The following is a 25759-nucleotide window of genomic DNA, read 5'->3' on the forward strand; positions in this document are numbered from 1 at the left end:
TCCGAGCCGGTCATCGGCATCGGCGACATGGTCTCGGTCTCCGTCTGGGAAGCCGGATCCGGCGGCCTGTTCTCCGGACCCCTCGTCGCCGACCGCTTCTCCGCCGGATCCAAGTCCGCCCTCATCCCCGAGCAGCCCGTCGGGCGCGACGGCGCCATCTCGGTGCCCTATGCCGGCCGCATCAAGGTCGCCGGCCGCCGCACCCAGGACGTGCAGGCGCTCATCGAGAACGAACTCGCCGGCAAGGCCATCCAGCCCCAGGTGCTGGTCTCGGTCACCCGCCCGATCTCCCAGGCCGTCACCGTCACCGGCGAGGGCGCCGCCGGCGCCCGCCTGCCGCTCTCGGGCCACGGCGACCGCATCCTCGACGTCATCGCCGCCGCCGGCGGCAACCGCGCGCCGGTCAACGAGACCTTCGTGCGGCTCTCGCGCGGGCCGGTGACCGCGACCGTGCCGCTGACCACGGTGGTGTCGAACCCGCGTGAGAACATCTACCTGCGGCCCAACGACGTGCTGACGCTCGTGCGCGACCCGCAGACCTTCATCGCGGTGGGCGCGCTGGGCAACAGCACCGAGCTGCCGTTCCAGGCCGACGGCATCACGCTGGCGCAGGCGCTGGCCAAGGCGCGCGGCCTGTCGGACTTCGCCGCCGACCCGGCCGGGACGTTCATCTTCCGGTTCGAGCCCGCCAGCGTCGTGCGCCGGCTCAGCCCCGGCTCGAAGCTTCTGGGCACGCCTCTGGTGCCGGTGGTCTACCGGATCGACATGCGCGACCCCAACAGCCTGTTCGTGTCCCAGGCGTTCCGGATGCGCAACCGCGACCTGATCTACGTGTCGAACGCGCCCTTCACCGAGGTCCAGAAGGTCCTCACCGCCTTCAACGGCGTCACCGGACCGGTCGCCTCCGCCGCGACGGCCTACGCCTACGCCAAGTAGGGACCGGGTCGTCGACAGGACCGCCGCGGAAAAAAATCGCGTTTCGCCGCGTCCTCGCGTATGGGCACTGGGTGCGGGGCGGGATCGAGGCTATGGAGCCGCATCCGCCGTCGCGCCGACGTGTCGCGCAAGGATGCCCAGAAGAGCCCGATGAAGATCGGACGTTTCGTCCCCGCCCACGGGCCGCTCCGGCCCGCACTGATCGCCCTGAGCCTGTGTCTCGCGCTCCTGCCGGCCACCCAAGCGGTGGCCGACGTGGTGGTCGGCGTCGCGGTTCCGCGGTCTGGTCCCTACGTGGCGGTCGGCGAGCAGGTCCTGCGCGGCGTCGAGGCCGCCGCCCGGGACGCCAACGCCATGGGTGGCCTCGACGGCCAGCCCGTGACCCTCGACGTGCAGGACGATGCCTGCGACTCGAACACCGCCATGGCGGTGGCCAACCACTTCGTCCGGTCGAACGTCCGTCTCGTCGTCGGCCATGTCTGCTCCAACGCCTCCATCGCGGCCTCCGACATCTACGCCCAGAACGGGGTGGTGATGATCACCGCGGCCTCGGTGGCGGCCCGGCTCACCGACCGGGGGCTGCCGAACATCTTCCGGGTCTGCGGCCGCGACGACGACCAAGCCCGCCTGTCCGCCGCCGTGCTGGCCGAGCGGTTCCGCGACCGGAAGATCGCGCTGATCCAGGACCAGACGCCGGCGGCGCGCAGCCTCGCCGCCGCCACCAAGGACAACCTCAACCGCATTGGCGTGAACGAGGCGCTGTTCCTGTCGTTCTCGCCGAGCGACGCCGACGACGCCGCCCTGGTCGACCGCCTCAAGGGCGCGGGGATCGAGGTCGTCTACTACGGCGGCGACGCCGCCGAGATGGGCCGCCTCGTGAAGATCGCGGCGGACCGGGGCTTCCGGCCGCAATGGTTCGGTACCTCGGCCATCGCCACGCCGGACTTCGCCAAGATCGCCGGATCGGCCAGCAACGGCGTGCTGATGACCTTCTACCTCGACCCGAGCCGGCAGCCCGCCGCCGCGGCCGTCGTGAAGGCCTTCAAGGCCGAGGGCGTCGATCCCACGGGCTCGACGATCTACGGGTACGCGGCCATGCAGGCGCTGGTGGCGGCCGGCAACTTCGCCCACTCCACCGAGCCGAGGCCGATCGCGCAGGCGCTGCACACCGAGCGCTTCGATCTCGTGCTCGGCACCGTCGGCTTCGACGCTAAGGGCGACGTCACCGCCCAGGGCTACGTGCTCTACGTGTGGAAGGACGGGAGCTTCACGCCGGCCGGCAAGTGAGGGGCGGACCCCGCACAGGCAACCTCACAAGGTCTCTGCGGCCTCGACCTCCGCGCCGCGGCCGAGGCCGCGCAGCAGCTCTGCCAGATGCGGGCGGACCCGCAATTGCAGGGCGTGCAGCCGCCGCACCGCCGCGCTGAGTTCCCCGTCCCGCCCGAGCATCGCGTCGGCGTAGCCGATCATGCGCGCGTTCGGCCAAGCCGGCTCGCGCAGGGCGTGGATCCGCTCCACCAGGGCGGCGGCGGACGCGTCCGGCTCGGCCTGCGCGAACAGGGTCAGCAGCGCCGCCGTGGAGCGCGACAGGCCGTAATGGCAGTGGACCAGGAGATGGCCGGCCCCGTCGAGCGCCCGCCCGAAATCCAGGATCGCCGCGACGTGCTCCGGCTCGGGCGGGACGAGACCGTCGCCCGGGCCGAGGCAGTCGTGGAACCGGAGGGTCGTGCGGGCGTGGGCGCCGTAGGCGGTGAAGGCCGCGGGCTCCGGCGTGCCGGGATCGAGCAGCGACAGGACGTGGCTCACGCCGCGCGCGCCGTGGCCGGCCAGTTCCTCCAGGCCGCAGACGGTGTGCAGGGTGACGGCTGGCTCGGTTCGCATCCCGGGCGCCTAGCACGGGCACGGTCCGGTTTCGAGGCGCCACGGAACTGCCCGGGCCGCCCGCGGCTTTCGAGAACCGGCACGCACGTGCTACCTGCGACCCCCGATCCGGCCCGGACGGGTCGGACCTGCTCGGACGAGATGCCGTTGGACGAACCTCACCTCGCGCGATCCCCCGCGGCCGGGACGCGGCGCCGCAGCGTGCTGACCGCCAGCCTCGGCGCCGCCGCGGCCCTGACCGGGCCGCTCGCCGCGCCGGCCCGGGCCGAGTCCGCCCCGGAGCTGCGCTGGCGCCTGTCCTCCGCCTACCCGAAGACCCTCGACATCCTGTACGGCGCCCCCGAGGCGCTCAGCCGGATCGTCGCGGAGGCCACCGACGGGCGCTTCCAGATCCAGGTCCAGGGCCCCGGCGAGCCGGTCCCGGCCGAGGGCCTGCTCGACGCCGTGGCCGCCGGCACTGTCGAGATGGGACACGGTCCTGCGACCCTCGGCATGGCCAAGGATCCGACCTTCGCGCTGGCCACCGCGGTGCCCTTCGGCCTGAACGCCCGGGGCGCCGCCGCGTGGTGGCAGGCGGGCGGCGCCGCCGAACTCTTCGCCGAGGTCTTCGCCAAGGCCGGGCTGGTCTGCCTGCCGGGCGGCAACACCGGCGCCCAGATGGGCGGCTGGTTCCGTCGCGAGATCAAGACCCTCGCGGACCTGCAGGGCCTGAAGTTCCGGATCGGCGGCATGGGCGGCCAGGTGCTCGCCAAGTTCGGCGTCCAGCCGCAGGCGGTGCCGGGCCCGGAGATCTACGCGGCCCTGGAGAGCAAGAAGCTCGACGCCGCCGAGTGGATCGGGCCCTACGACGACGAGCGGCTCGGCCTGCAGAAGGTCGCACCGATCTACCATTATCCCGGCTTCTGGGAGGGCGGCGCCCTGCTGCACTTCTGGTTCAACGCCGAGAAGTGGAAGGCGCTGCCGAAATCCTACCAGGGGATCCTCCGGGCCGCGGCGGCCGAAGTCGGCGCCGACGTCCAGGCCAAGTACGACGCCCGCAACCCGCAGGCCCTGCGCCGGCTGGTGGCCGGGGGCGCGCAGCTGCGGCCGTTCCCCCAGGACGTCATGGAGGCCGCCCTCAAGAACGCCAATGACGTCTACGCCGAGATCGCCGCCAAGAACGCCGATTTCCGCCGCGTCTACGAGGCGATGCGGACCTTCCGCAACGAGGAGTACCTCTGGTTCCAGGTGGCAGAGTACACCTACGACAACTTCATGATCCGCGCCCGGGCGCGGGGCTGAGGCGCGCGCCGCCGCCGGAGGCCGGCGCGGCGCCCCGGGGGCGCTTCAAAGATGGGGACGTCGGGGCCGCGCCCGATTGCCACGCGATCGGGAACGGCTCTAGCGTCCGGCACGGCATCGGCGAGGGGAGGGCTGCATGTTCGGGACGCTGCGGGTCGGATTGGCTCTGCTCGGGGCGGCGCTGCCCCTCCAGGCCTTCGCACAGTCGGCCGCCAACCTGTCGGCCCTGCGCGGGCTGGTCCCGGTGGCCCGGCTGCAGACGACGCCCGACGGCAAGGCGGCGCTCGACGCGAACCTGCGGGTCACCGGCGACATCCAGAGCGGCGCGCTGCAGCAGCCGACGCTCCTGCCGTTCCCCGAGCAGCAGCAGCTCGCCCTCCGGGACTGCTTCATCACCGACGGCAACGCCGCCAACCTCGCCGACGGCCTCGGCACCACGCTGGCCCAGGCCTACTACGCCAAGGCGACCTACAGCGACTACAAGACCTTCACCAGCATCGCGCCGGCGGTCGCCAACCTGATCGGCTACACCAACAACGTGACCAAGTCGGATTCGAATTCCGGCAAGTACTTCTTCGCCAACGCCACGACCAACGGCAAGCATCCGGTCTCGGACGAGGCCGCCGCGATCCTGTCGAACGGCGCCGTCACCGACGTCTTCGGCAAGGCCTACGACCGGCCGGCCGGGAGCCCCGGCGCCGACCGCTACGGCAATTCGCGGCCGTTCCAGACCCTGCCACGCCTCCTCTCGTATCGCGGCAAGGACTATTTCGGTGACGCGTCCGACAGCCTCGACTGGCTGCGCGGCCCCTCGCAGGACCTCGTGAACAGCCCGTCCTACCCGAGCGGGCACACCACCTACGGCTACACCGAGTCCATGGTGCTCGCGCTCCTCGTGCCCGAGCGCTACCAGCAGATGGTCGCCCGCGCCGCCGAGTACGGCAACGACCGGATCATCGTCGGCGCCCACTACGCCATGGACGTGCTGGGCGGCCGGGCGACCTCGCTGCACGCCCTCGCGCACCTGCTCGCCAACGATCCGGCCTATGTCGGCCAGATCCGGAAGAACCCGGCCGTCCTCGACAAGGCGTCCGCCGAGGCCGACAGGACGGTCGGCGTGACGGATTACCGGGCGCTCCTGACGGAGGCCCGCGCGGCGATGACCGAGGCGCTGAAGGCCGGCTGCGGCGACACGGTGGCGGCCTGTGCGGCGAAGGATAGCGGCCGGTTCAAGGACGCGGCCGCCAACGCCGCCTTCTACGCGGCGACCCAGACCTACGGCCTGCCCGTGGTGCATCCGGACACCGCCGGCCGGCGGGAGGACGTGGGCAAGATCGCGCCGGAGGCCGGCCACCTGCTGACCGCGGCCTTCCCGGCGCTGACGCTCGACGAGGCCAACGCGATCCTCACCGAGACGCAGGGGCCGGGCGGCGGTTTCCTCGACGACGGCTCGGAATTCGGCGTCTACGCGCGCCTCGACCTCTACACGGCGGGCGGCAAGGCCGCCGCGCTGGCGGCGAGCCGGGCGGGGTCCAGCGCGACGCGCTGACACGCCGTGGCCGAGGGCCTGTCGGATCGCCGGCGGGCGCGGATGTCCTAGAGAGGCAGAGCCGCCGGAGAGGGGTCCGTCGCGCCCCGGGCGCCCCGCCTGCGCGGGAAGCGCGCTGCCCCTCAACGCGCCCGTAGAAGGGCCGGACCGGGGCCCGCGCCTGCTCCGGACAGAAAAAAGGCCACTCCCGAAGGAGCGGCCCGAAGTCTAGGGAGGAAACGCCCAAGAAGGGCTGCGGAAGGGCGACGCCATCGCCTTCCCGCGCTGCACAATCTGCGCTCCTCGACGGAAAATTCAAGAGCATCAGGACAGCAGGGCTGTCCTTTCGTGCGCTCGCGCACGCGTCACTTCCCGCCTGTGTTGAAAATGTCGCAGGCCGTCGAGCGCGATCGAAACCTGCATTGTCGCGGGCGGGACCGATCGATCGCCGTGCAAGTCCCTGATGAGGCGGGGTTTTGGCGGCTGGCGCCGGAGTTCGGCCCGTCGCCTCGACTGCGGCTTTTCATCCGTCCGGTCCGGACGGACGAAAATCCCGCCCGCTCTACCTTCTCCGGCCAAGGTTCCGGCGCGGCGCGCCAAGCAAGGAGCAGGTGAGCATGGCGATCCAGGGCGAACGGATCCGGATCCTCAACGATGTCGAGCCGCGCGAAGACGGCGCCTACGTCCTGTATCTCCTGCAGCAGGCCAACCGGGCGACGTTCAATCCCGCTCTCGAACTCGCCATCGAGGAGGGAAACCGCCTCGATCTGCCGGTCGTCGCCTGCTTCGGCCTGCTGGACGGCGCGAGCGGCTTTCCCGAGGCCAATGCCCGGCATTACGCCTTCCTGCTCCAGGGTCTCGCGGACGCGAAGGCAGGCCTGGAGAAGCGCGGGATCGGCTTCGTCATGCGCAAGTGCTCGCCCGCCAAGATCGCCATCGCCCTCGCCGAGGACGCCGCGCTCCTCGTGCTCGACCGCGGCTACCTCGCGATCCAGAAGGGCTGGTACCGGGAGATCGCCAAGTCGGTGAAGACGCGGATCGTCCAGGTCGAGGGCGACGTCGTCGTGCCCGTCGAGACGGCCTCGCCGAAGCACGAGTACGCCGCCCGGACGCTGAGGCCGAAGCTGAACCGGCTGTGGGACCCGTTCCTCGCGGCGCTGAAACCCCGCCGGGTGAAGTGCGCGGCCGATCGCCTGACGCTGAAGAGCGCGATCGACGTCTCCGATCCGGAGGCGGTGCTCGCCGGGATGACCCTCGACCGGGAGGTCGGCCCGGTGAAGCGCTTCACGGGCGGCGAGACGCAGGCCCGCAAGCGCCTGAAGGCGTTCCTGAAGGACGGGTTCTCGGGCTACGGCGCGGGGCGCAACATGCCGGAGGCGGCCGCCGCCTCGCACATGAGCCCCTACCTGCATTTCGGGCAGATCTCGCCGGTGGAGATCGCCCTGGCGGTGCGGGAGGCCAAGGTCGGCGATGCCGACGACCGCGGCGCCTACCTGGAGGAGCTGATCGTCCGGCGCGAGCTCGCCATGAACCACGTCTTCTACACGGAGGGCTACGACGCCTACGACAGGGCCGTGCCGGACTGGGCGCGCAAGACCCTGGCCGAGCACGCGAAGGACGAGCGCCCCCACGCCTACTCGGAGGCGCAGCTCGCCGCCGGCGAGACCCACGACCGCTACTGGAACGCCGCGATGCGCGAGATGCGCGAGACCGGCTACATGCACAACCAGCTGCGGATGTACTGGGGCAAGAAGATCCTCGAATGGTCCCCGTCGCCCGAGGAGGGCTTCGCGCGGACGCTCCGCCTGAACAACCGCTACTTCCTCGACGGGCGCGATCCGAACTCCTTCACCAACGTCGCCTGGGTGTACGGCCTGCACGACCGGCCCTGGCAGAGGCGCGAGATCTTCGGCACGGTCCGCTATCAGAGCGAGAACTCGCTCAAGAAGTTCGACGCCAAGGCGTATGTGCGGGCGGTGGAGAAGCTCTGCGCCGCCGAGGGCTGAGGCGGGACGGCCGCGCGGCCGCTGGGGCGCTTCGGTATCCTCGCAATCGTCGCACGATGACCGGACCGGGCGGCAGCGTATTGCGACGCTTGTCTCCGCGGAGGCTCAGTCGTCTCGCGCGCACAGGTTCGTGAAGAAACGCTTCCCCGGCCTCGGATGTTTCGAGCCCACTTCCGGCCCGTCGCGGACGGCCGGACATGATCCGGCGACAACTCGGTCGGACCGGGGCCGGATCATCGCGCTGCTCGAAACTGAACGGAGGACGACGATGCGGATGAAGCTGGCAGGCGCAGCACTCCTCGCGCTCGGAACCTTGGCCGCCACGGCCGGTACGGCGGAGGCTGCCCAGGGCTGCGGCCCGGGCTTCCACCGGGGCTGGTCAGGCTGGTGCAAGCCGAACTGGCGCCCCTACGCGTACCGCCCGGTCTACTACGCCCGGCCGGTGGCCTACGGCTGGGGCCGTCCCTGGGGCCGTCCCTGGGGCTGGCACCATCGGTGGGGCTGGCGCCACGCGGGCTGGCATCGCCCCTGGGGCTGGCACCATCACGGCGGCTGGCATCGGGCCGCCTGGCACCACAGGTGGTGATCGGTTGAGCGGCGGGGCCGGCACGCCGGTGCCGGCCCTCGGCCGTCCCGCGCAGGGGGCCTTTCCTTGACCATTGCGCTATAGCGTCCGCTCTCACTGCGCGGACGAGGTGCTCTTTCATGGTCGAGAAGCGGGACGAGGTGCGGGACACGACGGATGCTCCGCCCCCGCAACGGTCGCGCTACCGCCGCTCGATCATGCGCCTGCGGTCGGCCTCGATGGAGGCCTATCCGCTCTGGCGCGGGCGGCTGCTCTTCCTCGTGGGCGGCATCGGCGTGGGCCTCGCCGCCGTGCTGATGGCCAAGGGCGCCGACCTCGCGCAGGACGGGTTCCGGCGGCTCACCGCGCCGTCGCCGCTCATCGCCCTGGTGCTGACGCCCGCGGGCTTCGCCCTCGCGGCGCTGCTCGCCCTCACGGTCTTCCCGAACTCGCAGGGCTCGGGCATCCCGCAGGTGATCGCCGCCCGCCACGCCCGGGATACCGGCTTCCGCTACTCGCTGATCTCGCCGCGCGTGGCCTTCGGCAAGGTGCTGGTCCTGTTCCTGGGCCTGTTCTGCGGCGCCTCCGCGGGCCGCGAGGGGCCGACCGTGCAGGTCGGCGCCGCGATCATGGCCGCCTTCGGCCGCCTGACCCCGGAGCGCCTGCCCGGGCTGCTCCTCGCGGGCGGCGCGGCCGGGGTCGCTGCGGCCTTCAACACGCCCCTCGCCGGCATCGTGTTCGGCATCGAGGAGCTGGGACGCGCCTACGAGGCGCGCTCCTCCGGCCTGATCGTGGCCGGGATCGTGGCCGCGGGCCTGACCTCGCTCGGGCTCCTCGGCAACTATACCTATTTCGGGACGACCGACGCCGCCCTGCCGCTGGCGGCCAGCTGGATCGTGCCGCTGATCGCCGTGGTCGGCGGCCTCGCGGGCGGCCTGTTCAGCCGCCTCGTCATCCTGTTCGCCCGCGGCCTGCCGGGCGCGGCCGGACGGATGATCCGGAAGCGGCCCGTGATCTTCGCGGCGGCCTGCGGGCTGTGCGTCGCCCTGTGCGGCCTCGCCTCCGGGGGCGCCGCCTACGGGACCGGCTACGAGGAGGCCAAGGCCATCCTCCACGGCGACGCGACGGCCGGCTGGACCTACGCGCCCCTGAAATTCGCCGCCACCGTGCTCAGCTCGATCAGCGGTATCCCGGGCGGCCTGTTCGCGCCGTCCCTGGCGGTCGGGGCCGGCCTCGGCGGCACGGTCCACGGATTCCTGCCGGGCATGCCCGTCGGCGCCGTCGTGCTGATCGGGATGGTGGCCTACCTGACGGGCGTGCTGCAGGCGCCGATCACCAGCTTCGTCATCGTCACCGAGATGACCCAGAACCACGCGATGGTGATCCCCCTGATGGTCGCGGCGCTCCTGGCCGACGCGGCCTCGAAGGCGATCTGCCGCGGCGGCCTCTACCACACGCTGGCGGAGATCATGCTGGAACGGGCCGACGTGCCGGCGCAGCCCGTGGCGAAGACCGGCTGACCGCGTCCCCGACCGAGCGGCCGGACGCGGGTAAGAATAAAAGCGGACCGGTCCGGAATCCGCGGAACGGTCTCGCTTGGCGTCGGTTGAGGCAGCAGCATCAGGCCCCGCGCCGGGGCGCAGCCGGAGTGACGCCATGACCCTTCTGAAATGGGCCCTCATCTGCTTCGTGATCTCGCTGATCGCCGGCGGTCTCGGCTTCACCGGCATCGCCTCCGGCGCCGGCTCGCTGGCCCGAATCCTGTTCGGCCTGTTCCTGCTCATCGCCATCGTGATCGTGGTCATTGCCTTCGCGGTCGGCCAGGCGGTGTTCTGAGGCCGGCGCGGTGCGCGGCGCGGTCTGCCTCGTCACCGGGGCGACCGGCGGCATCGGCTACGAGACGGCCCTCGGTCTCGCGCGCCTCGGCGCGCGGGTCGCCATGGTCGGCCGGGACAGCGGGAAGCTGCAGGCCTGTGCCGACAGGATCCGCGCCGCGGTGCCCGGCGCCGCCGTGGAGCCGCACCGCGCGGACCTGTCCGCGCAGGCCGAGATCCGCCGGCTCGCCGGGATCCTGCGGGCGGCCTATCCGCGCCTCGACGTGCTGGTGAACAATGCCGGCGCGATCTTCGACCGGCGCACGCTGACCGTCGACGGGATCGAGCGGACCTGGGCGCTCGACCATCTGGGCTACGTGCTCCTGACCCTCGAACTCCTCGACACGCTGAAGGACGCGGCGGCGGCGGGCGGGAAGCCGCGGATCGTCAACGTCGCATCGGCGGCCCATTACCGGGGGCACATCGACTTCGACGACGTCGAGGGCGCCCGGCGCTACCGGGCGATGGGCGCGTATGCCCAGGCCAAGCTCGCCAACGTGCTGTTCACCTACGCGCTCGCCCGGCGCCTGCGCGACAGCGGCATCACGGCGAACGCCGTCCATCCGGGGGTGGTCAATACCGGCTTCGCCAAGAACACCGGCGGCCTGCTCGGCGCGGCCTGGGCGCTGATGCGGCCGTTGCTGATCACGCCCGAGAAGGGCGCGCGGACCTCCCTCCACGTGGCCAGCGACCCGGGCCTGGACGGGGTCACGGGCCGATACTTCTCCCACGGTCGGCCGAAGGTCTCCTCGGCCGAGAGCCGCGACGAGGCCGTCCAGGAGCGGCTCTGGGCGCTGAGCCTCCGGCAGGTGGGCCGGAGCGACTGAAGATCGGAGCGTTCGGTGGCGGCGGTCTCAGGGGGGCGGCGGGTCGAGCAGCACCCAGAGTCGCGCGATCCTGCCGTCCACGATCTCGGCAACGTCCGTCCCGGTGACCGCGACCGGGCCGCCCGCCGGACCGGCTTCCCAGCGCAGCGATCCCACGCCGTGGTGTCCGGCGGCCGTGCCGACGGGCACGAAGCGGAAGGTCGGCCCGAACCGGTCCAGGAGCGCCCCGGCGACCGCGGCGATCGCGGCCCGCCCGCGCACGACGTTGTCCGGCTCGAACAGGGTCGGCTCGGCCACGTAGAGCTCGGCCAGGGCGGCCGCCCGCGCGCCGGCGTCCCGCGCGTTGAAGATCCGCGCGAGATTGGCGCGCAGCAGCCGGTCGTAGTCGGGCTCTGCCGCCGGCGCGGCCTCCGTGCCGTCGGACATCGCGCGTCTCCTTCGAAGGGGGTTGTCGGGCGTGCCGCGCGGCGGCCGGCGGCTCATATCAGGCGGCCGCCGCCGTCGATGTGCAGGGTCTCGCCGTTCATGAAGCCGTTGCACATCAGGAAGACGACGGCGGCACCGGCCTCCTCGGCGGTGCCGAGGCGTCTCTGCGGCAGCCTCTCGGTCAGCCCGGCCACGTAGGCGTCGCGGTGGGCGCCGAGTGTGCGGGCCAGGAGCGGGGTGTCGGTGGTGCCGGGCGAGAGCGCGTTCACCCGCACCGGTGCCAGTTCGAGCGCGAGGCCGCGGGCGAAGGCCTCCATCGCGGCCGACGCCGCCGCCAGCACGGCGGTCCCCTGCGCGCTCGGGCGGTCCGCCAGGGCGCCGGAGATGAGGGTGACCGAGCCGTCCCCGGCGAGCCGGCCGCCGAGGGCGCGCAGGGCATGAATGGCAGCCCAGATTCGCTCGTCGAAGGCCCGCGCGAGGTGCTCGACCTCGGCCTCGAGGACCCTGCCGGCCACGAAGGTCCCGGCCAGCAGCGCGAGGTGGTCGACGCGGGGGATGTCGGCCAGAGCGGTCGCGATCGTCTCGGGCCGCGTCACGTCGGCGGCGCGCCAGCCGGCGAAGCCGTTCTCCGCCGCGGCGCGCTCGGCGCCCGCCGCTTGGCGGCCGATGACGACGACCTCCGCGCCCGCCGCCCTGGCCTGGCGGGCGGCCGCGAGGCCTATGCCCGAGGTGCCACCGAAGACCACGACGGTGCGATCCTGAAGGGTGCTGCTCATGGCGGGAAACCTGGCCGGTCGTCGCCAGCGCGGCGCCGATGGACGGGAGATTGGGCCAGCGACCCCTCCTTGATAATCGGTCCGCTCTTCGCTTCAGTCGTGCCGTCATGGAACAGATCGGCCTCGACCGGCTCACGGGCATCGTCGCCTTCGCCCGCTCCGCCTCCCTCGGCAGCTACTCGGCGGCCGCCCGCTCCCTCGGCATCTCGCCCTCGGCGGTGAGCAAGAGCGTGCAGCGGCTGGAGGCGCGGCTCGGCGTGAGCCTCTTCACCCGGACCACCCGCTCGCTGACCCTGACGCCGGAGGGGCGCGACCTGCAGGAGCGCGCGCTGCGGCTCCTCCGCGAGGCCGAGGCGATCGAGCAGGCGGCGGTCGCGGCACGCTCCGAGCCCGCCGGCACCCTGAAGGTGGCGGCGTCGATCCCGGTCGGCGTCCACCTGCTCGCGCCGGCCCTGCCGCGCTTCCGCGCGCGCCATCCGAAGCTGTCGGTCGACCTGCGCCTGAGCGACCGCTTCGTGGACCTGATCGAGGAGGGCATCGACGTCGCGATCCGGGTCGGCGACCTCGCGGATTCCCGGCTGGTCTCGCGCCGCCTCGCGCCGCACCGGGTCTGCGCCTTCGCGGCCCCGGCCTATCTAACGCGGCGCGGCACGCCGCGGCATCCAGACGATCTGGTCCACCACGACTGCGTGAACTTCCGCTTCCAGAGCACGGGGCAGGCCCTGCGCTGGCCGTTCCACGTGGGCGGCCGCAGGGTCGAGATCACGCCGGATACCGGCATCGTCGCGGATTTCAGCGACGCGGTGACGGCGGTGCTGGTGGCCGGTGGCGGTATCGGCATCTCGCCGACCTACATCGCCGCACCGCATGTCGGGCGGGGCGCGCTCATCCCGATCCTGCAGGACTTCGCGGTCGAGCGCTCGGCCTTCACGGCGCTCTGGCCGGAGAGCCGGCGCGGCAGCCCGAACGTGCGGGCGTTCCTCGCTTTCCTCGACGAGGTCTTCCCGTCGCCTGTCCCCTGGGACGGCGTGCTCGCGCCGGCCCCGACGCCCGGTGCGGCCGCCTGACAGAGGTCCGTGCGCGCCGGCGAGGCGGCACCCCTCAGGCCGCCGCCCGGACCTTGTGGTCGCCCTGCTGCTGGATCTCGATGAAGACCCGGGTCACGTCGGGGCTGCGCGCCTTCAGCGCCCGGTCGAGGCGCGTGACGAGGCTCTCGACCTCGCCGGCGCTGAGATCGTCGGTCATGTCGATGCTGAGATTGACCAGGATGTCGGACGGGCCGAGGTGCTGGGTCAGCACCTCGTTGACGTGGACCACGCCCGGCTCGCCGCGGACCAGCTCCGCGATCGCCGCCACGACCTCGGGATCGGCCGCCTCGCCGATCAGCAGGCCGTGGGTCTCGACCATCAGGAACGCCGCCATGCCGATGAGCACGAGGCCGATGCCGACCGACGCCCAGCCGTCGAGGCTCGGCATCTCCAGGAGGTGTGACAGGGCCACGCCGGCGAGCGCGATCAGGAGGCCGATCAGGGCGGCGGTGTCCTCCGCGAGCACGGTGAACAGGGTCGGATCCTTGCTGCGCCGGATCGCCCGCACGGCCGAGTGCTTGCCCTTCTCGGCCCAGAACTGGCGCATCGCAACGAAGAACGACGTACCCTCCGCCGCGATGGCGAAGCCCAGGATCGCGACGTTCACCCAGAGGCCGGGCAGGCGGTAGCCGAACAGCTCGGCATCGACGTCCGGCTCGGGATGGCGGACCCGCTCGATCCCCTCGTAGACGGCGAACAGTCCGCCGCCGAGGAAGATCATCAGCGCGACCACGAAGGCGTAGAAGTAGATCTCGCGGCCGTAGCCGAACGGGTGGCGGGCGTCGGCCGGGCGCTCGGCCCGCTTCATGCCGACGAGGAGCAGCACCTGGTTCGCCGTGTCGACCACCGAGTGCACGCCCTCGGCGAGCATGGCGGTCGAGCCGGTCAGCGCCCCGCCCACGAACTTCGCCGCCGCGATGGCGAGGTTGGCGCCCGCCGCCGCGTAGATCGCTCCCGTGCTCTCGTGCGCCATCCGGAACTCCCTGCGCGGTCTGGGGGACACCGGGCTCTCGGACCCCGGCACGGCGCCGCCGCCGCGGCGATGCAAGCGTCGCGGCGCGCAGGTTGTTCCCGTGTGGACGCGGGCCGGTGCCCCGTGCAACCTGCGGCCGCTCAAGGAGTCCGGAGGCAGCATGGCCGACGCCCGCTACGATCCCGACAACATCTTCGCCAAGATCCTGCGGGGCGAGATCCCCTGCCACCGCGTCTACGAGGACGCCCACACCCTGGCCTTCATGGACGTGATGCCCCAGGGCGAGGGCCACACGCTGGTGATCCCGAAGGCGCCGGCCCGGGGCCTGCTCGACGCCGACCCGGACTCGCTCGGCGCCCTGATGGCGAGCGTCCAGAAGGTCGCCCGCGCCGTGAAGGCGGCGTTCCGGGCCGAGGGTCTGACCGTGTTCCAGTTCAACGAGCCGGCCGGCGGCCAGACCGTCTTCCACCTGCACGTCCACGTCATCCCGCGGCGCGAGGGCGTGCCGCTGAAGCGCCACGAGGGCGGGATGGCCGATAGCGGGGTCCTCGCCGAGCACGCCGCCCGCATCCGCGCGGCGCTCGAGGCTCAGGCCTGACGCCCAGGCCTGAGGATCAGGCCGCGCTCGCCGAGTCGCCCGACTGGGCCATGCTGGCGAGCAGCCGGCGCAGGGCGGCGTTCTCGGTCTCGAGCTCGCTGATGCGCTTCAGCAGCAGGGTCACGGAGGCGTCCGTCGCGGCCGGATCGGGCGAAGCGGGCGCGGTGCCGGCCCGGGCCGGCGCCTCGAAGGTCACGCCGATTCCGTCCTCCCGGCGCCAGCGCAGGGTGGCCCGGTAGGTCCGGTCCTTCTGCGGGATGTAGAGATCGAACGCGTCCGGAAGCGTGGTGGCCTCGCTCATCACGAGGCGCGCGCCGGTGGGGGACATGTCGCGCACCAGGCAGTCGAGGCTCGACGACCCGTTGTTGAAGACGATGCGGCCCTTGAGGAAGACCCTCTGGCGCGCCTCTCTGCGATGCTCCGACATGCGGGCGGCTCCGGACAGCTGACGGTTCCGCGAAACCTGCACGCGAGCCCTTAAGGAATCTTGGTCGCGATCGCCGAGTCGAGGCCCGCTATAGGGCTCGATACCGGTAACGTGCTGCCGCCAAGGCTCCGGAAGAGCGAGTCCGCGCCCCGGGCCGGTCCAATTTACCCGCGACGACTTCGGTTCGTCGTTCCGTGGCCGGAGCGGCGACCCGGCAGCGCCGCGCCGATCGTCCCGACGCCGGCCTGCTCGCCGTGACGGACGGGGCCCGCTCAGGCGATAAAGCGCCGGTCCACGGTCTGGAACAGGTAGAAGCCGTTGAAGCGCACCGCGGTGTCGGCGGCCCGCCCGTCGAAGTCGAGGGGCTGCCGGCCGCCGTCGCCCAGCTTGCCGCCGAAGGTCCAGCGACCCGCGCCGATGAAGGGCGGGACCGTGCTGGCCTCCGGCACCGCGCAGCAGAGGCCCTCCTCGCCTTTGAGCTGGAACAGGTTGTAGCTTCGCATCCGAAGTCCTCCGCCTGGCCGCCCTCGAAGCCAATTTTCCCAATACAAGATTTCGCATTGCGAAGAATCGGCTTGACCGTGCTCATAATGGCACAATCGGTCGAGTTTGTGACGGTCAAGTTTCAGGGACGTTTCGGTTCAACTCGTCGATCCAGATCCGCGCCGACCCGTCGGAGGGCGCGCGCCAGTCGCCCCGGGGCGACAGGGAGCCCCCCGCCGAGACCTTCGGCCCGTTCGGGAGCGCCGAGCGCTTGAACTGGCTGAAGCCGAAGTAGCGGCTCAGGAACACCCCGAGCCAGCGGCGGATCTCCGGGAGGTCGTAGGCGACCCGCTTGGTCTCCGGGAAGTCGGGCGCCCAGGTGCCGCGCTCCCGGTCGCCCCAGGCGTGCAGCGCCAGGAAGGCGATCTTCGAGGGCCGGAACCCGTACCGGAGCGTGTAGAACAGGTTGAAATCCTGCAGCGCGTAGGGGCCGATCGTCCCCTCGGTGCTCTGCGGGCTGTCGTCCTGGTCGACCGGCACCAGCTCGGGGGAGATCTCGGTGTCGAGGATCGCCTGGAGCGTGCGCGCCTCGTCCGGGCCGACCTCGCCGTTGCCGATCACCCAGCGGATCAGGTGCTGGATCAGCGTCTTCGGCACGCCGGCATTGACCGCGTAGTGGCTCATCTGGTCGCCGACGCCGTAGGTGCACCAGCCGAGCGCCAGCTCCGAGAGGTCGCCGGTGCCGACCACGATGCCGCCGGCGTGGTTGGCGAGCCGGAACAGGTAGTCGGTGCGCAGGCCCGCCTGCACGTTCTCGAAGGTCACGTCGTAGACCGCCTCGCCCTTGGCGAAGGGGTGGTCCATGTCGGCGAGCATCTGCTTGGCGGCCGGGCGGATGTCGATCTCGGCGGCCGTGCAGCCCAGCGCCTTCATGAGCGCGTGGGCGTTGGTCTTGGTGGCGTTCGAGGTGGCGAACCCCGGCAGCGTGTAGGCCAGGATGTCCGAGCGCGGGTATCCCAGGCGGTCGAAGGCCTTGGCGATCACGATCAGCGCGTGGGTCGAATCGAGGCCGCCCGAGACGCCGATGACGGCCTTCCGGGTGCCGGTGGCCTCCAGGCGCTTGGCGAGGCCGGCGACCTGGATGTTGTAGGCCTCGTAGCAATCCTGCGCGAGGCGCGACGGGTCGGCCGGCACGAACGGGAACCGCTCGATCCGCCGGATCAGGCCGAGATCGGCCTCGGGCGGGTTGAGCCGGAACGGCACCCGGCGATAGGGCAGGGCGCGGCCGCGCGCGTCGTCGTCGAAGCTGCCCGCCTGCAGGCGCTCCTGGGCGATCAGGTCGAGGTCGATGTCGGCCAGCGTCGTCACCGGCTTCTCGGGGAAGCGCTCGCCCTCGGCGAGGCGCACGCCGAGCTCGTCGACGCTGGTCTGGCCGTCCCAGGACAGGTCGGTGGTCGATTCGCCCTGGCCGGCCGCCGCGTAGACATACGCGCAGGCGCCCCGCATCGAGGCCGCCCGGGACAGGAGCGCCCGCGACTCGGCGCGGCCCACCGTGATCGGGCTGCCCGAGAGGTTCGCCAGCACGGTGGCGCCGGCGAGCGCGGCGCGCATGCCGGGGGGCTCGGGCACCCACAGGTCCTCGCAGATCTCCACCCCGACCACGAGGCCCGGCAGGTCCTCGGCCGGGAACAGCAGGTCGGTGCCGAACGGCGCGTCCTGACCGGCGACCCGGACGGTCTCGCCGACGATCCCGGCGCCGGAGGCGAAGTGGCGCTTCTCGTAGAACTCCCGGTAGTTCGGCAGGAAGGTCTTCGGGACGACGCCGAGCAGGCGGCCGCCCTGGATGGCGAGCGCGCAATTGTAGACGCGGTGCCGCCAGCGCAGGGGCGCGCCGACGATCAGCAGCGGCCGGAGACGGGCCGAGTCGGCGATCACGCGGGCGGCCGCGGCCTCGACCGCGTCGAGCAGGGTCTGCTGGAGCAGCAGGTCCTCGATCGCGTAGGCCGAGAGGCCGAGCTCGGTGAAGACCGCCAGCACCGCGCCCGAATCGTGGCAGGTCCGGGCGAGGTCGAGGACGACGTCGGCGTTGCGCTCGGGCTCGGCCGGATGGCTCCGGCCGGTGCAGGCCGCGACCCGGGCGAAGCCGTGGCGGTAGAGGGAGCGGAAGCGCGCCGGCGATTCGGAGGTGGCTGGAGACACGGGCACCTGTCCGGGTGAGGGGTGGCTGCGGGTTACTATAGCGGACGCGGGCGGGGGGCAGCGCGGAGTCTGTTCGCGCCCTGGCCGGTTCCCGACGTCATCGCGAGAGACTGCGCTGCGGCGGATCGGGACGGGGCCCAGATCGCGATTTCCAGTCCATGGGGCGTCGTTACCTCGAAATTTCGTGGTCGAAACGGCCCCCGGCGGCGGTCACGGCACGGTCGCGGCGATGCGGGGGCCGGCCGGAGCGCCGGGCCGATCGTCCCGCATGGTTTCCGCACCGCGACCGGCGGCAAGCCTCCATTAACGACGAATGGCCTAACTCAGGAACAGCCGCCGCGCGTCGGCGGATCCCTGTTTCGAGTATCGTCTGAGAACCCATGCGCGCATCGGGACGGCCTCCGTACTCCCACCGTGACCCCGCCCGCCCTGTCCGCGGCGGCGACCGCTCGGGCCTCTCCCTGGGAGCCCTGGCGCACCGGCTGATGGCGCTCCGCGCGAGCCTCACCCGCCGCCTCTCCGGCTCTCCCGCGGGCCTGCCCGCCCGTCCGTCCTACGGCGCGCCCGGGCGCCGGGCCGAGCCGAGCTGGCTCACCCCGCCGGGCGCGATGGTCGGCCGCGAGGGCTCCGAGCGCGCCCCGCGCGCCGCGGCACCCGAGCCGCACTGGCCGGCCCAGGTCTTCGACGACCGGGCGAGCCTCGACGCCCTGGACGCCCCGATCTTCGAGAGCCGGATCGACCGCAGCGCCTCGTCGCCGGGCGTGCTGGTGCGCCAGCCGCGCCGCCCCGCCGCCATCGCCCCCGACTACGCGCCGGCCGCGGCTCCGCTCGCGGGCTATGCGGCCGGCCATGTGGCCCACCAAGTGACCGACCACGTCGCGACGCCGGCCGCCGCGCCGGCGCCGGCCGCGCCCTCGGCGGTGCGCTACACCCGCACCCCCGATTCGGTTCTGCAGGAGCGCCGCCAGCGCGCCCTCGAGGCCGAGCGCGTCGCCCTGGAGCGCGCCCGTGCCGAGGCGCAGGCCGCTGCCCTCGCCCTGGAGACCGAGCGGGCCGCCCGCGAAGAGGCCGAGCAGGAGCGGGTCGAGCGCGCGCGGATCTCGGCCGAGGCGGCCGAGCGCGCCGCAGCCGTGCCGGCCCTGCCCGAAGCCGCCGCGCCGGACGCGGAGCCGGTGCCGCTGTGGCGCCAGCCCTTCGTCGCGCCGCCGGGCGTCCGCTTCTTCCGCACGCCGGACCGCCGCCCGGTCCGGCCCGCGGTCGAGCTGGCCGCCTCCACGGCGGCGATCGCCCCGGTCGCGGCTGCGTTGGTCGCCGCCGCGCCGGTCGAGACGGTCGCCGAGGCCCCGGCCCGCGACTGGTCGGACCTGCCGGACTGGTCCGAGGTCCAGCCCTGGTTCGACGGCGCCGACTGGTCGTCCGTCGATGCCTGGTCGGCCCTGGAGGCGCAGCCCGCCGAGGTCGCGCCGACCCCGGCCGCCGTCTCGGCGCCGGCGGCGTCCGACGAGCGCTTCGTCTCCATGCCCCTCGATATCTCGCACCTGCGGTCGCTGCCGCCGCGGCCGGTCTACGTGCTCGACCGGCTCGTCCGGTTCGACCAGCCGCCGCGTCCCGCCGACGGGCAGGATAACGGGACGGAGACCGGCCAGCGGATGGACGAGGCCGCCTCGATCCGGAGCGCCTTCCTGCCGCCCGTCGCGCCGCCGGCCGCGTCCGGCCTGTCGCTGGTCTTCGGCCCCGGCAGCGCCGCGGCGGAGCCTCCGGCCGCCCCCGCGTCCGAGGCGCCCCGCCGCGCGCCGGCTCTCAGCGCCATGGCGGCCCGGGCGGCGATCCGCGCGGCTGGCCAGCCGACCGCCGTCCCGCCAGCACCCCCGGCCGTGCCCGAAGCCGGTCCCGCCCCGGTCGTTGCCGCGCCGGTCGCCGCGCGCGCCGAGGCCGAGCGCGTTGTGATCCCGATGACGCCGCGCCCGGTCCTGCTCCGCGGCAAGCTGGCGCCGCAGCCGGAGCCGGTCGAGACGGAGATCGAGGCGGAGATCGGGGTCGAGGCCGAGCCGGTCGCCGCTGCCGTCGAGGCGATCGAGGTCGCGACCCTGCCGGCCCCCGCGCCGGCGTCGGTCCCCCTGGTGGCGCCGCGGGCACACCTGATCCCGGCCGGCCGCCACCTCGAGATCGCGCCGATCGAGAACGCCGATTACGAGCTGCCGTCCCTCGAACTGCTCGCCCTGCCGGCCCCCGGCGGCAGCGAGGAGGTCGACGCCGACGTGCTGGAGCAGAACGCCCTCAACCTGCAGCAGACGGTCCAGGATTTCGGCGTGCGCGGCGACATCCTGGCGGTGCGGCCGGGCCCGGTCGTCACCCTCTACGAGCTCGAGCCCGCCCCCGGCACCAAGTCCAGCCGCGTGATCGCCCTCGCCGACGACATCGCCCGGTCGATGTCGGCGGTCTCGGCCCGCGTCGCGGTCGTGCCCGGCCGGAACGCCATCGGCATCGAGCTGCCGAACGCCAAGCGCGAGACGGTCTACCTGCGCGAGCTCCTGGCCTCGACGGACTTCGCCGAGAGCAAGCACAAGCTGGCGCTGTGCCTGGGCAAGAACATCGGCGGCGAGCCGATCATCGCCGACCTCGCGCGCATGCCGCACCTTTTGGTCGCCGGCACCACCGGCTCGGGCAAGTCGGTGGCGATCAACACCATGATCCTGTCGCTGCTCTACCGGCTGAAGCCCGAGGAGTGCCGCCTGATCATGGTCGATCCGAAGATGCTGGAGCTGTCGGTCTACGACGGCATCCCGCACCTGCTCTCCCCGGTCGTCATCGACCCCAAGAAGGCGGTCATCGCCCTCAAGTGGGCCGTGCGCGAGATGGAAGAGCGCTACAAGAAGATGGCCAAGATCGCCGTCCGGAACATCGACGGCTACAACGCCCGCATGAAGGAGGCCCGCGACCGGGGCGAGACCATCACGCGCACAATCCAGACCGGCTTCGACCGCCACACCGGCGAGGCGGTGTACGAGGACGAGGCGATGGACCTGGCGCCGCTGCCGTACATCGTGATCGTGGTCGACGAGATGGCCGACCTGATGATGGTGGCCGGCAAGGACATCGAGGGAGCGATCCAGCGCCTGGCGCAGATGGCGCGGGCGGCGGGCATCCACCTGATCATGGCGACCCAGCGCCCGTCGGTGGACGTGATCACCGGGACGATCAAGGCGAACTTCCCGACCCGGATCAGCTTCCAGGTGACGAGCAAGATCGACAGCCGCACGATCCTGGGCGAGATGGGCGCCGAGCAGCTTCTGGGCCAGGGCGACATGCTGTTCATGGCCGGGGGCGGGCGCACGACGCGGGTGCACGGGCCGTTCTGCTCGGACAGCGAGGTCGAGAGCGTGGTCGCCCACCTCAAGCGCCAGGGCCGCCCCAGCTACCTCGACGCCGTCACCGCCGACGATTCGCCCGAGGAGCCCGCCAAGGAGGGCGGCCGGTCCGGCCGGGGCAAGGCGGCCGCGGCCGACAAGGCCGAGCGGTCCGACGAGCCCGAGGAAGAGGCCCCCGTCTTCGACATCGGCGCCTTCGCGGCGGCGAGCGGCGGCGACTCCGACGACCTCTACAAGCAGGCGATCGAGGTGGTGCTGCGCGACCAGAAGGCGTCGACGAGTTACATCCAGCGCCGCCTGCAGATCGGCTACAACCGCGCCGCCTCCATCATGGAGCGGATGGAGATCGAGGGCATCGTCGGCCCGGCCAACCACGCCGGCAAGCGCGAGATCCTGGTCGCCGGGGCGACGCACAGCTCGGCCGGGATGTACGACGACGAGTGAGACGCTGTCAGGGCCGCCTCGCCACGGGGCGGCCCGGACGTCGCATCTTCGCCACAGGGCGAGGTTCTAAAAAGGGGGCTGCGAAACCCGCCCCGTCTCTGCGAGCGGAGCGAAGCAACCCAGAGTAGCGCTACCTCCGGTATCGTGGCGCACCTGGATTGCCTCGCTCCGCTCGCGAAGACGAGGGGACGGCAAGGCGTCCGCAGCGGCCCGCCCACCTCTGTTTCGCCGCCGGAGCTTGCCCGCGGCTCCTCAGGAGACTCTGCCGATGATCGGCCGCCGCACCCGCACAGCCGGCTCCGTGATCGCCGCCGGGCTGTGGCTCGCGACAGCCAACCCGGCCCACGCGCAGGTCGGCGCCTTCATCGACAGCCTGTTCGGCCACAAGGAGGAGCCCGCCCCGCAGCCGGAGGCCGCCCCGGCGGCCCCTGCGCCGGCCAAGAAGGCCGCGCCCAAGGCCAAGGAGGCGAGCAAGGAGACGAAGCCCGGCACGGCCAAGTCCGGCAAGGGCGGCGACAAGGCCGCCGATAAGGCGGACCACAAGGCGCCCGAGCCGAAGGTCGCGGCGGTGGGCGCGCCGACGGCGATCGTCACGGCCGACTCGGCCGATCCCGCCGCGCTGCTGGCGCAGGCCAACGCCTACTTCAACGGCATCAACACCCTGACGGGCAATTTCGTGCAGATCGGCGCCGACGGCCGCCGGATCGGCGGCAAGCTGACGCTCGTCAAGCCCGGCCGCCTGCGCTTCGACTACGACCAGCCCTCGCCGCTGGAGGTGGTCGCCGACGGGACCTCGGTGGCGGTGCGCGACCGCAAGCTGAACACCCAGGACCTCTACTTCATCGCCCAGACGCCGCTGAAATTCCTCCTGCGCGAGAAGATCGACCTCGCCCGCGACCTCACCGTCACCGACGTGGCGAGCGATCCAGGCAGCGTCCGCATCAGCCTGGAGGACCGCGCCACCCTCGGCGGCACCTCGAAGATCCAGCTGTTCTTCGACGCCGAGATGAAGACCCTGTCGCAGTGGCGGATCACCGACCCGCAGGGCTACGTCACCACGGTGACGCTCTCGAACCTGCAGAAGGGCAAGAGTGTCGACGGCAGCCTGTTCTTCATCAATTACGGACGGTCCGAGGACAAGGCGATGCAGCAGCAGATCCAGCAATCGCAGAAGTGACGGGGTCGCCCCTCAGGGGGCGCCGAGCCCGGCCGCGGCGCCCGGCCGCCACCGGTTCAACTCCCGATCGATCGCGCCCTCCGTCCCGTGCAGGAACTCCGCGGTCGACAGGCCGGGGGCCAGGGCCGCGAGGTAGCTCACCACCACCGTGCCGGACCGGGTCGCCGCGCCCCCGGGCCAGAACAGGCCGGAATTGAGCGCCACCGGCACCACCGGCAGGCCGAGACGGCCGTAGAGCAACTCGACGCCGCGCTTGAAGCGGAGCGGCTCGCCGATCGCGCCGCGGGTACCCTCGGGGAAGATCAGGACCGACCGCCCCGCCGCGACCGCCTCCCGACCGCCGTCGATCATGGTGCGCAGGGCCTGGGTGCCCTTGGCCCGGTCAATGACGATCATCGGCGAGCGTCGGAGGAACCAGCCGACCACCGGGATCGCCAGCAGCTCCCGCTTCGCGACGATCGCCACGTCCGGCACCAGGACCAGGAAGGCCAGCGTCTCCCATGTCGACTGGTGGTTGGCGACGATCAGGCAGGGCTCGTCCGGCAGGTGCTGGCGGCCCTCCTCGACGTAGCGCAGCCCCACGATGCGCCTGAGCCCGCCCAGGATCCCGCGCGCCCAGAGCCGCGTCGCCCGGCGGATCGGCCGCTGCGGCGATCCGGACAGGAGGAAGATCGCCAGCGGCGCGAGGAACAGGGTCGTCCAGGCGGCCCAGTAGACGGCGAACAGGAGCGAGCGGGCGTGCGCCATGACGGGCCTCGACGAGGGGCCCGGGACAGGGCAGGGCCCGGACATAGCGCCTGCCGGCCGGGCGCGCACGGCCTTTCGCCGGGCGGGCGGTGAGCGGACTGTCGCGGGCCGCGAAATCGGCTATCGGAGCGCAACGCCGTCAGAACCCCAGCGCCGCCCGTGCAATTCACCGTCACCACCTGGAACATCAACTCGGTGCGCCTGCGCATCGACCTCGTGCTGCGCTTCCTCGCCGAGCACAGGCCGGACGTGCTCTGCCTGCAGGAGACCAAGTGCCCGGACGACGCCTTCCCGCTGAAGGCCCTGCGCGGTTCGGGCTACGAGCACGTGATGTTCGCCGGCCAGAAGGGCTACAACGGCGTCGCGATCCTCTCCCGCTTCCCCCTGCACACCCGCGCCGTGATGGGCTTCTGCGAGCGTCAGGACGCCCGCCACATCTCGGCGGTGCTGGGGCCGGAGGCCGGGGCGGCCTCGGGCATCGTGCTGCACGATTTCTACGTCCCGGCCGGCGGCGACGTGCCGGACCGCGACCTGAACCCGAAATTCGCCCACAAGCTCGACTTCCTGTCCGAACTGCGCGCCTGGGGCGGCAGGCGCATCTCCGGGCCGGCGATCCTCGTGGGCGACCTCAACGTCGCGCCCCTGGAGCACGACGTCTGGTCGCACAAGCAGCTCCTCGACGTGGTCAGCCACACGCCGGTGGAGACCGAGGCGCTGGAGGTGCTGCGCGGGGAGGCGGGCTGGATCGACGCGGCGCGCCACCTCACCCCGGAGCCGGAGAAGATCTACACGTGGTGGAGCTACCGCTCCCCCGACTGGTCGGCCGCCAACAAGGGGCGGCGCCTCGACCATGCCTGGGTGTCGCCCGACCTCGCCGGGACCGTCCGCAAGGTCGAGGTGCTGCGCGAGGCCCGCGCCTGGGAGCGCCCCTCCGACCACGCCCCGGTGACCCTCACGCTGGAGCTGTGACCGGGCGCGGAACTGCGGCGCGGTCCGAGCATTGCCCGCTCACGAACCCGTGACGCGAGCGAGCCCCGATGCGCAAGATCCTGATCGCTTTCCTGCTTCCCAAGGTCGTGTCCTACCTGCGCCGCCGCTACGGCGGCCCGCACGCCAACCGCAACCGGGCCTTCTGAGACGGCCCGGTCGCGGCCACCGCCTGTGACCCCCGGGCGCAGGCGGTGGCCGCGGCGACGGCCCTAGATCCTGCGGGTCCCAAGCCGAGGAGCCGCACCCGATGACCCAGGACCCGCGCGAGGCCGGCCCCCGGCCGCCCTTCCCCCGCGACCAGCAGCAGACCCGCCCGGGCCTCACCACGAAGATGACGCCGCGCCCCGACCACGGCGAGGAGAGCTACGTCGGCAAAGGCCTGCTGACGGGTCAGGCGGCGCTGATCACCGGCGGCGATTCCGGCATCGGCCGGGCGGTGGCCATCGCCTACGCCCGCGAGGGCGCCGACGTGGCGATCTCCTATCTCGAGGTCGAGCAGGAGGATGCCGAGGACACGAAGGCCTGGGTCGAGAAGGCCGGCCGCCGCTGCCTGCTGCTCCCCGGCGACATCCGCGACGAGGCCCGGTGCCGAGATCTCGTGGCGCGCACCGTCGCGGCCTTCGGGCGCCTCGACATCCTCGTGAACAACGCCGCCGCCCAGGTGGTGAACGAGGGCCTCGACGATCTGGCGGCGTCCGACATCGAGGGCTCGTTCCGCGCCAACGTCTTCGCCATGTACTACCTCGCCCAGGCGGCGGTGCCGCACATGAAGCCGGGCGGCGCGATCGTGAACAGCACCAGCGTGCAGGCCAAGGTCGCCGGGCCGAACATGCTGATCTACGCCGCCACCAAGGGCGCGATCGCGAGCCTGACCATCGGCCTGTCGAACCTGCTGGCGCCGCAGGGCATCCGGGTGAACTGCGTCGCCCCCGGGCCGGTCTGGACGCCGATCCAGCCGATCGTGAAGAGCCCGGAGCAGATGGAGCAGCTCGGTGCGCAGACGCCGCTCGGCCGCGCCGGCCAGCCCGCGGAGCTGGCCCCGGCCTACGTGCTGCTCGCCTCCCGCGAGGGCAGCTACATGTCCGGGGCGCTGGTGCCGGTCACCGGCGGCATGCCGATGCTCTAATCCCGCACCCGTCGCCGCTCTTTGCGGCGGCACCACGCC

23 protein-coding genes are annotated in these 25759 nt (G+C 72.4%); 15 read left to right on the forward strand and 8 right to left on the reverse strand.

The features are described from left to right. Both C4T42_RS07110 and C4T42_RS07115 read left to right on the forward strand, forming a co-directional pair. Nucleotides 1-936, forward strand: a 936-nt coding sequence (locus C4T42_RS07110) for a polysaccharide biosynthesis/export family protein (RefSeq protein WP_103984951.1), incomplete at its 5' end; no start/stop codon positions are given. Nucleotides 937-1086: 150 nt separating this feature from the next. Beyond that, nucleotides 1087-2223: a branched-chain amino acid ABC transporter substrate-binding protein gene (locus tag C4T42_RS07115; RefSeq protein ID WP_026604861.1), complete on the forward strand. Its 1137-nt coding sequence runs from the start codon at nucleotides 1087-1089 to the stop codon at nucleotides 2221-2223. 24 nt (nucleotides 2224-2247) lie between these two features. On the opposite strand, the gene C4T42_RS07120 is transcribed toward C4T42_RS07115, so the two are convergent. Next, on the reverse strand, nucleotides 2248-2817 hold the full coding sequence (locus C4T42_RS07120; protein ID WP_103984952.1) for a protein-tyrosine-phosphatase: 570 nt from the start codon (nucleotides 2815-2817) through the stop codon (nucleotides 2248-2250). 147 nt (nucleotides 2818-2964) lie between these two features. Here C4T42_RS07120 and C4T42_RS07125 point away from each other — a divergent pair, with 147 nt between their 5' ends. From C4T42_RS07125 to C4T42_RS07155, 7 genes are all read left to right on the forward strand, one after another. Next, nucleotides 2965-4098 carry a TRAP transporter substrate-binding protein gene (locus C4T42_RS07125; RefSeq protein ID WP_234081260.1) on the forward strand — a complete coding sequence of 378 codons (1134 nt, stop codon included), beginning with the start codon at nucleotides 2965-2967 and terminating at the stop codon, nucleotides 4096-4098. A gap of 136 nt (nucleotides 4099-4234) precedes the next feature. Then, nucleotides 4235-5647: a phosphatase PAP2 family protein gene (locus C4T42_RS07130; RefSeq protein ID WP_020092748.1), complete on the forward strand. Its 1413-nt coding sequence runs from the start codon at nucleotides 4235-4237 to the stop codon at nucleotides 5645-5647. Nucleotides 5648-6243: 596 nt separating this feature from the next. Continuing rightward, nucleotides 6244-7632: a deoxyribodipyrimidine photo-lyase gene (locus tag C4T42_RS07135; protein ID WP_020092747.1), complete on the forward strand. Its 1389-nt coding sequence runs from the start codon at nucleotides 6244-6246 to the stop codon at nucleotides 7630-7632. Between the two features lie 268 nt (nucleotides 7633-7900). Further along, complete coding sequence (locus C4T42_RS07140) at nucleotides 7901-8218, forward strand: hypothetical protein (RefSeq protein ID WP_081636466.1); 318 nt, start codon at nucleotides 7901-7903, stop codon at nucleotides 8216-8218. A 119-nt stretch (nucleotides 8219-8337) separates the two neighbouring features. Continuing rightward, nucleotides 8338-9717 (forward strand): chloride channel protein, encoded by a 1380-nt coding sequence (locus C4T42_RS07145; RefSeq protein ID WP_020092746.1) that lies wholly within the window; start codon nucleotides 8338-8340, stop codon nucleotides 9715-9717. Between the two features lie 136 nt (nucleotides 9718-9853). Beyond that, nucleotides 9854-10033, forward strand: coding sequence for a DUF1328 domain-containing protein (locus C4T42_RS07150; protein ID WP_010685332.1), 180 nt, complete (start codon nucleotides 9854-9856; stop codon nucleotides 10031-10033). Nucleotides 10034-10043: 10 nt separating this feature from the next. Beyond that, nucleotides 10044-10898 (forward strand): SDR family oxidoreductase, encoded by an 855-nt coding sequence (locus tag C4T42_RS07155; protein ID WP_103984953.1) that lies wholly within the window; start codon nucleotides 10044-10046, stop codon nucleotides 10896-10898. A gap of 27 nt (nucleotides 10899-10925) precedes the next feature. On the opposite strand, the gene C4T42_RS07160 is transcribed toward C4T42_RS07155, so the two are convergent. Both C4T42_RS07160 and C4T42_RS07165 read right to left on the reverse strand, forming a co-directional pair. Continuing rightward, complete coding sequence (locus C4T42_RS07160) at nucleotides 10926-11324, reverse strand: nuclear transport factor 2 family protein (RefSeq protein ID WP_020092744.1); 399 nt, start codon at nucleotides 11322-11324, stop codon at nucleotides 10926-10928. Nucleotides 11325-11377: 53 nt separating this feature from the next. Beyond that, nucleotides 11378-12100 (reverse strand): SDR family oxidoreductase, encoded by a 723-nt coding sequence (locus tag C4T42_RS07165; RefSeq protein WP_020092743.1) that lies wholly within the window; start codon nucleotides 12098-12100, stop codon nucleotides 11378-11380. Nucleotides 12101-12207: 107 nt separating this feature from the next. On the opposite strand from C4T42_RS07165, the gene C4T42_RS07170 reads away from it, so the two are divergent. Then, nucleotides 12208-13167 (forward strand): LysR family transcriptional regulator, encoded by a 960-nt coding sequence (locus tag C4T42_RS07170; RefSeq protein WP_020092742.1) that lies wholly within the window; start codon nucleotides 12208-12210, stop codon nucleotides 13165-13167. Between the two features lie 34 nt (nucleotides 13168-13201). On the opposite strand, the gene C4T42_RS07175 is transcribed toward C4T42_RS07170, so the two are convergent. Further along, on the reverse strand, nucleotides 13202-14161 hold the full coding sequence (locus tag C4T42_RS07175; protein WP_020092741.1) for a cation diffusion facilitator family transporter: 960 nt from the start codon (nucleotides 14159-14161) through the stop codon (nucleotides 13202-13204). Between the two features lie 160 nt (nucleotides 14162-14321). Here C4T42_RS07175 and C4T42_RS07180 point away from each other — a divergent pair, with 160 nt between their 5' ends. Then, entirely contained in the window at nucleotides 14322-14759 is a 438-nt protein-coding gene (locus tag C4T42_RS07180) for an HIT family protein (RefSeq protein ID WP_020092740.1), read from the forward strand. A 16-nt stretch (nucleotides 14760-14775) separates the two neighbouring features. Here C4T42_RS07180 and C4T42_RS07185 read toward each other — a convergent pair whose 3' ends face one another. The 3 genes from C4T42_RS07185 to C4T42_RS07195 all read right to left on the reverse strand — a co-directional run bounded on the left by C4T42_RS07185 (nucleotide 14776) and on the right by C4T42_RS07195 (nucleotide 17868). After that, nucleotides 14776-15186 (reverse strand): PilZ domain-containing protein, encoded by a 411-nt coding sequence (locus C4T42_RS07185; protein ID WP_020092739.1) that lies wholly within the window; start codon nucleotides 15184-15186, stop codon nucleotides 14776-14778. Between the two features lie 272 nt (nucleotides 15187-15458). After that, nucleotides 15459-15689, reverse strand: a complete 231-nt coding sequence (locus C4T42_RS07190) for a hypothetical protein (RefSeq protein ID WP_020092738.1) — start codon at nucleotides 15687-15689, stop codon at nucleotides 15459-15461. 115 nt (nucleotides 15690-15804) lie between these two features. Then, nucleotides 15805-17868, reverse strand: coding sequence for an NAD(+) synthase (locus tag C4T42_RS07195; protein WP_020092737.1), 2064 nt, complete (start codon nucleotides 17866-17868; stop codon nucleotides 15805-15807). A gap of 485 nt (nucleotides 17869-18353) precedes the next feature. On the opposite strand from C4T42_RS07195, the gene C4T42_RS07200 reads away from it, so the two are divergent. After that, on the forward strand, nucleotides 18354-21680 hold the full coding sequence (locus tag C4T42_RS07200) for a DNA translocase FtsK (protein ID WP_103984954.1): 3327 nt from the start codon (nucleotides 18354-18356) through the stop codon (nucleotides 21678-21680). Between the two features lie 268 nt (nucleotides 21681-21948). After that, nucleotides 21949-22857: an outer-membrane lipoprotein carrier protein LolA gene (locus C4T42_RS07205; protein ID WP_020092735.1), complete on the forward strand. Its 909-nt coding sequence runs from the start codon at nucleotides 21949-21951 to the stop codon at nucleotides 22855-22857. A gap of 12 nt (nucleotides 22858-22869) precedes the next feature. Here C4T42_RS07205 and C4T42_RS07210 read toward each other — a convergent pair whose 3' ends face one another. Next, the gene (locus tag C4T42_RS07210; RefSeq protein ID WP_020092734.1) at nucleotides 22870-23604 is read right to left on the reverse strand and encodes a lysophospholipid acyltransferase family protein; all 735 of its coding nucleotides are present in this window, start codon (nucleotides 23602-23604) and stop codon (nucleotides 22870-22872) included. Between the two features lie 159 nt (nucleotides 23605-23763). Here C4T42_RS07210 and xth point away from each other — a divergent pair, with 159 nt between their 5' ends. Together xth and C4T42_RS07220 are read left to right on the forward strand one after the other, a co-directional pair. Beyond that, nucleotides 23764-24573 carry an exodeoxyribonuclease III gene (xth, locus tag C4T42_RS07215; protein WP_020092733.1) on the forward strand — a complete coding sequence of 270 codons (810 nt, stop codon included), beginning with the start codon at nucleotides 23764-23766 and terminating at the stop codon, nucleotides 24571-24573. 268 nt (nucleotides 24574-24841) lie between these two features. Continuing rightward, nucleotides 24842-25720: an SDR family oxidoreductase gene (locus C4T42_RS07220; RefSeq protein WP_020092731.1), complete on the forward strand. Its 879-nt coding sequence runs from the start codon at nucleotides 24842-24844 to the stop codon at nucleotides 25718-25720. Nucleotides 25721-25759 lie beyond the last annotated feature (39 nt).

This window comes from Methylobacterium sp. 190mf, assembly GCF_900107945.1.
Classification (GTDB): domain Bacteria; phylum Pseudomonadota; class Alphaproteobacteria; order Rhizobiales; family Beijerinckiaceae; genus Methylobacterium.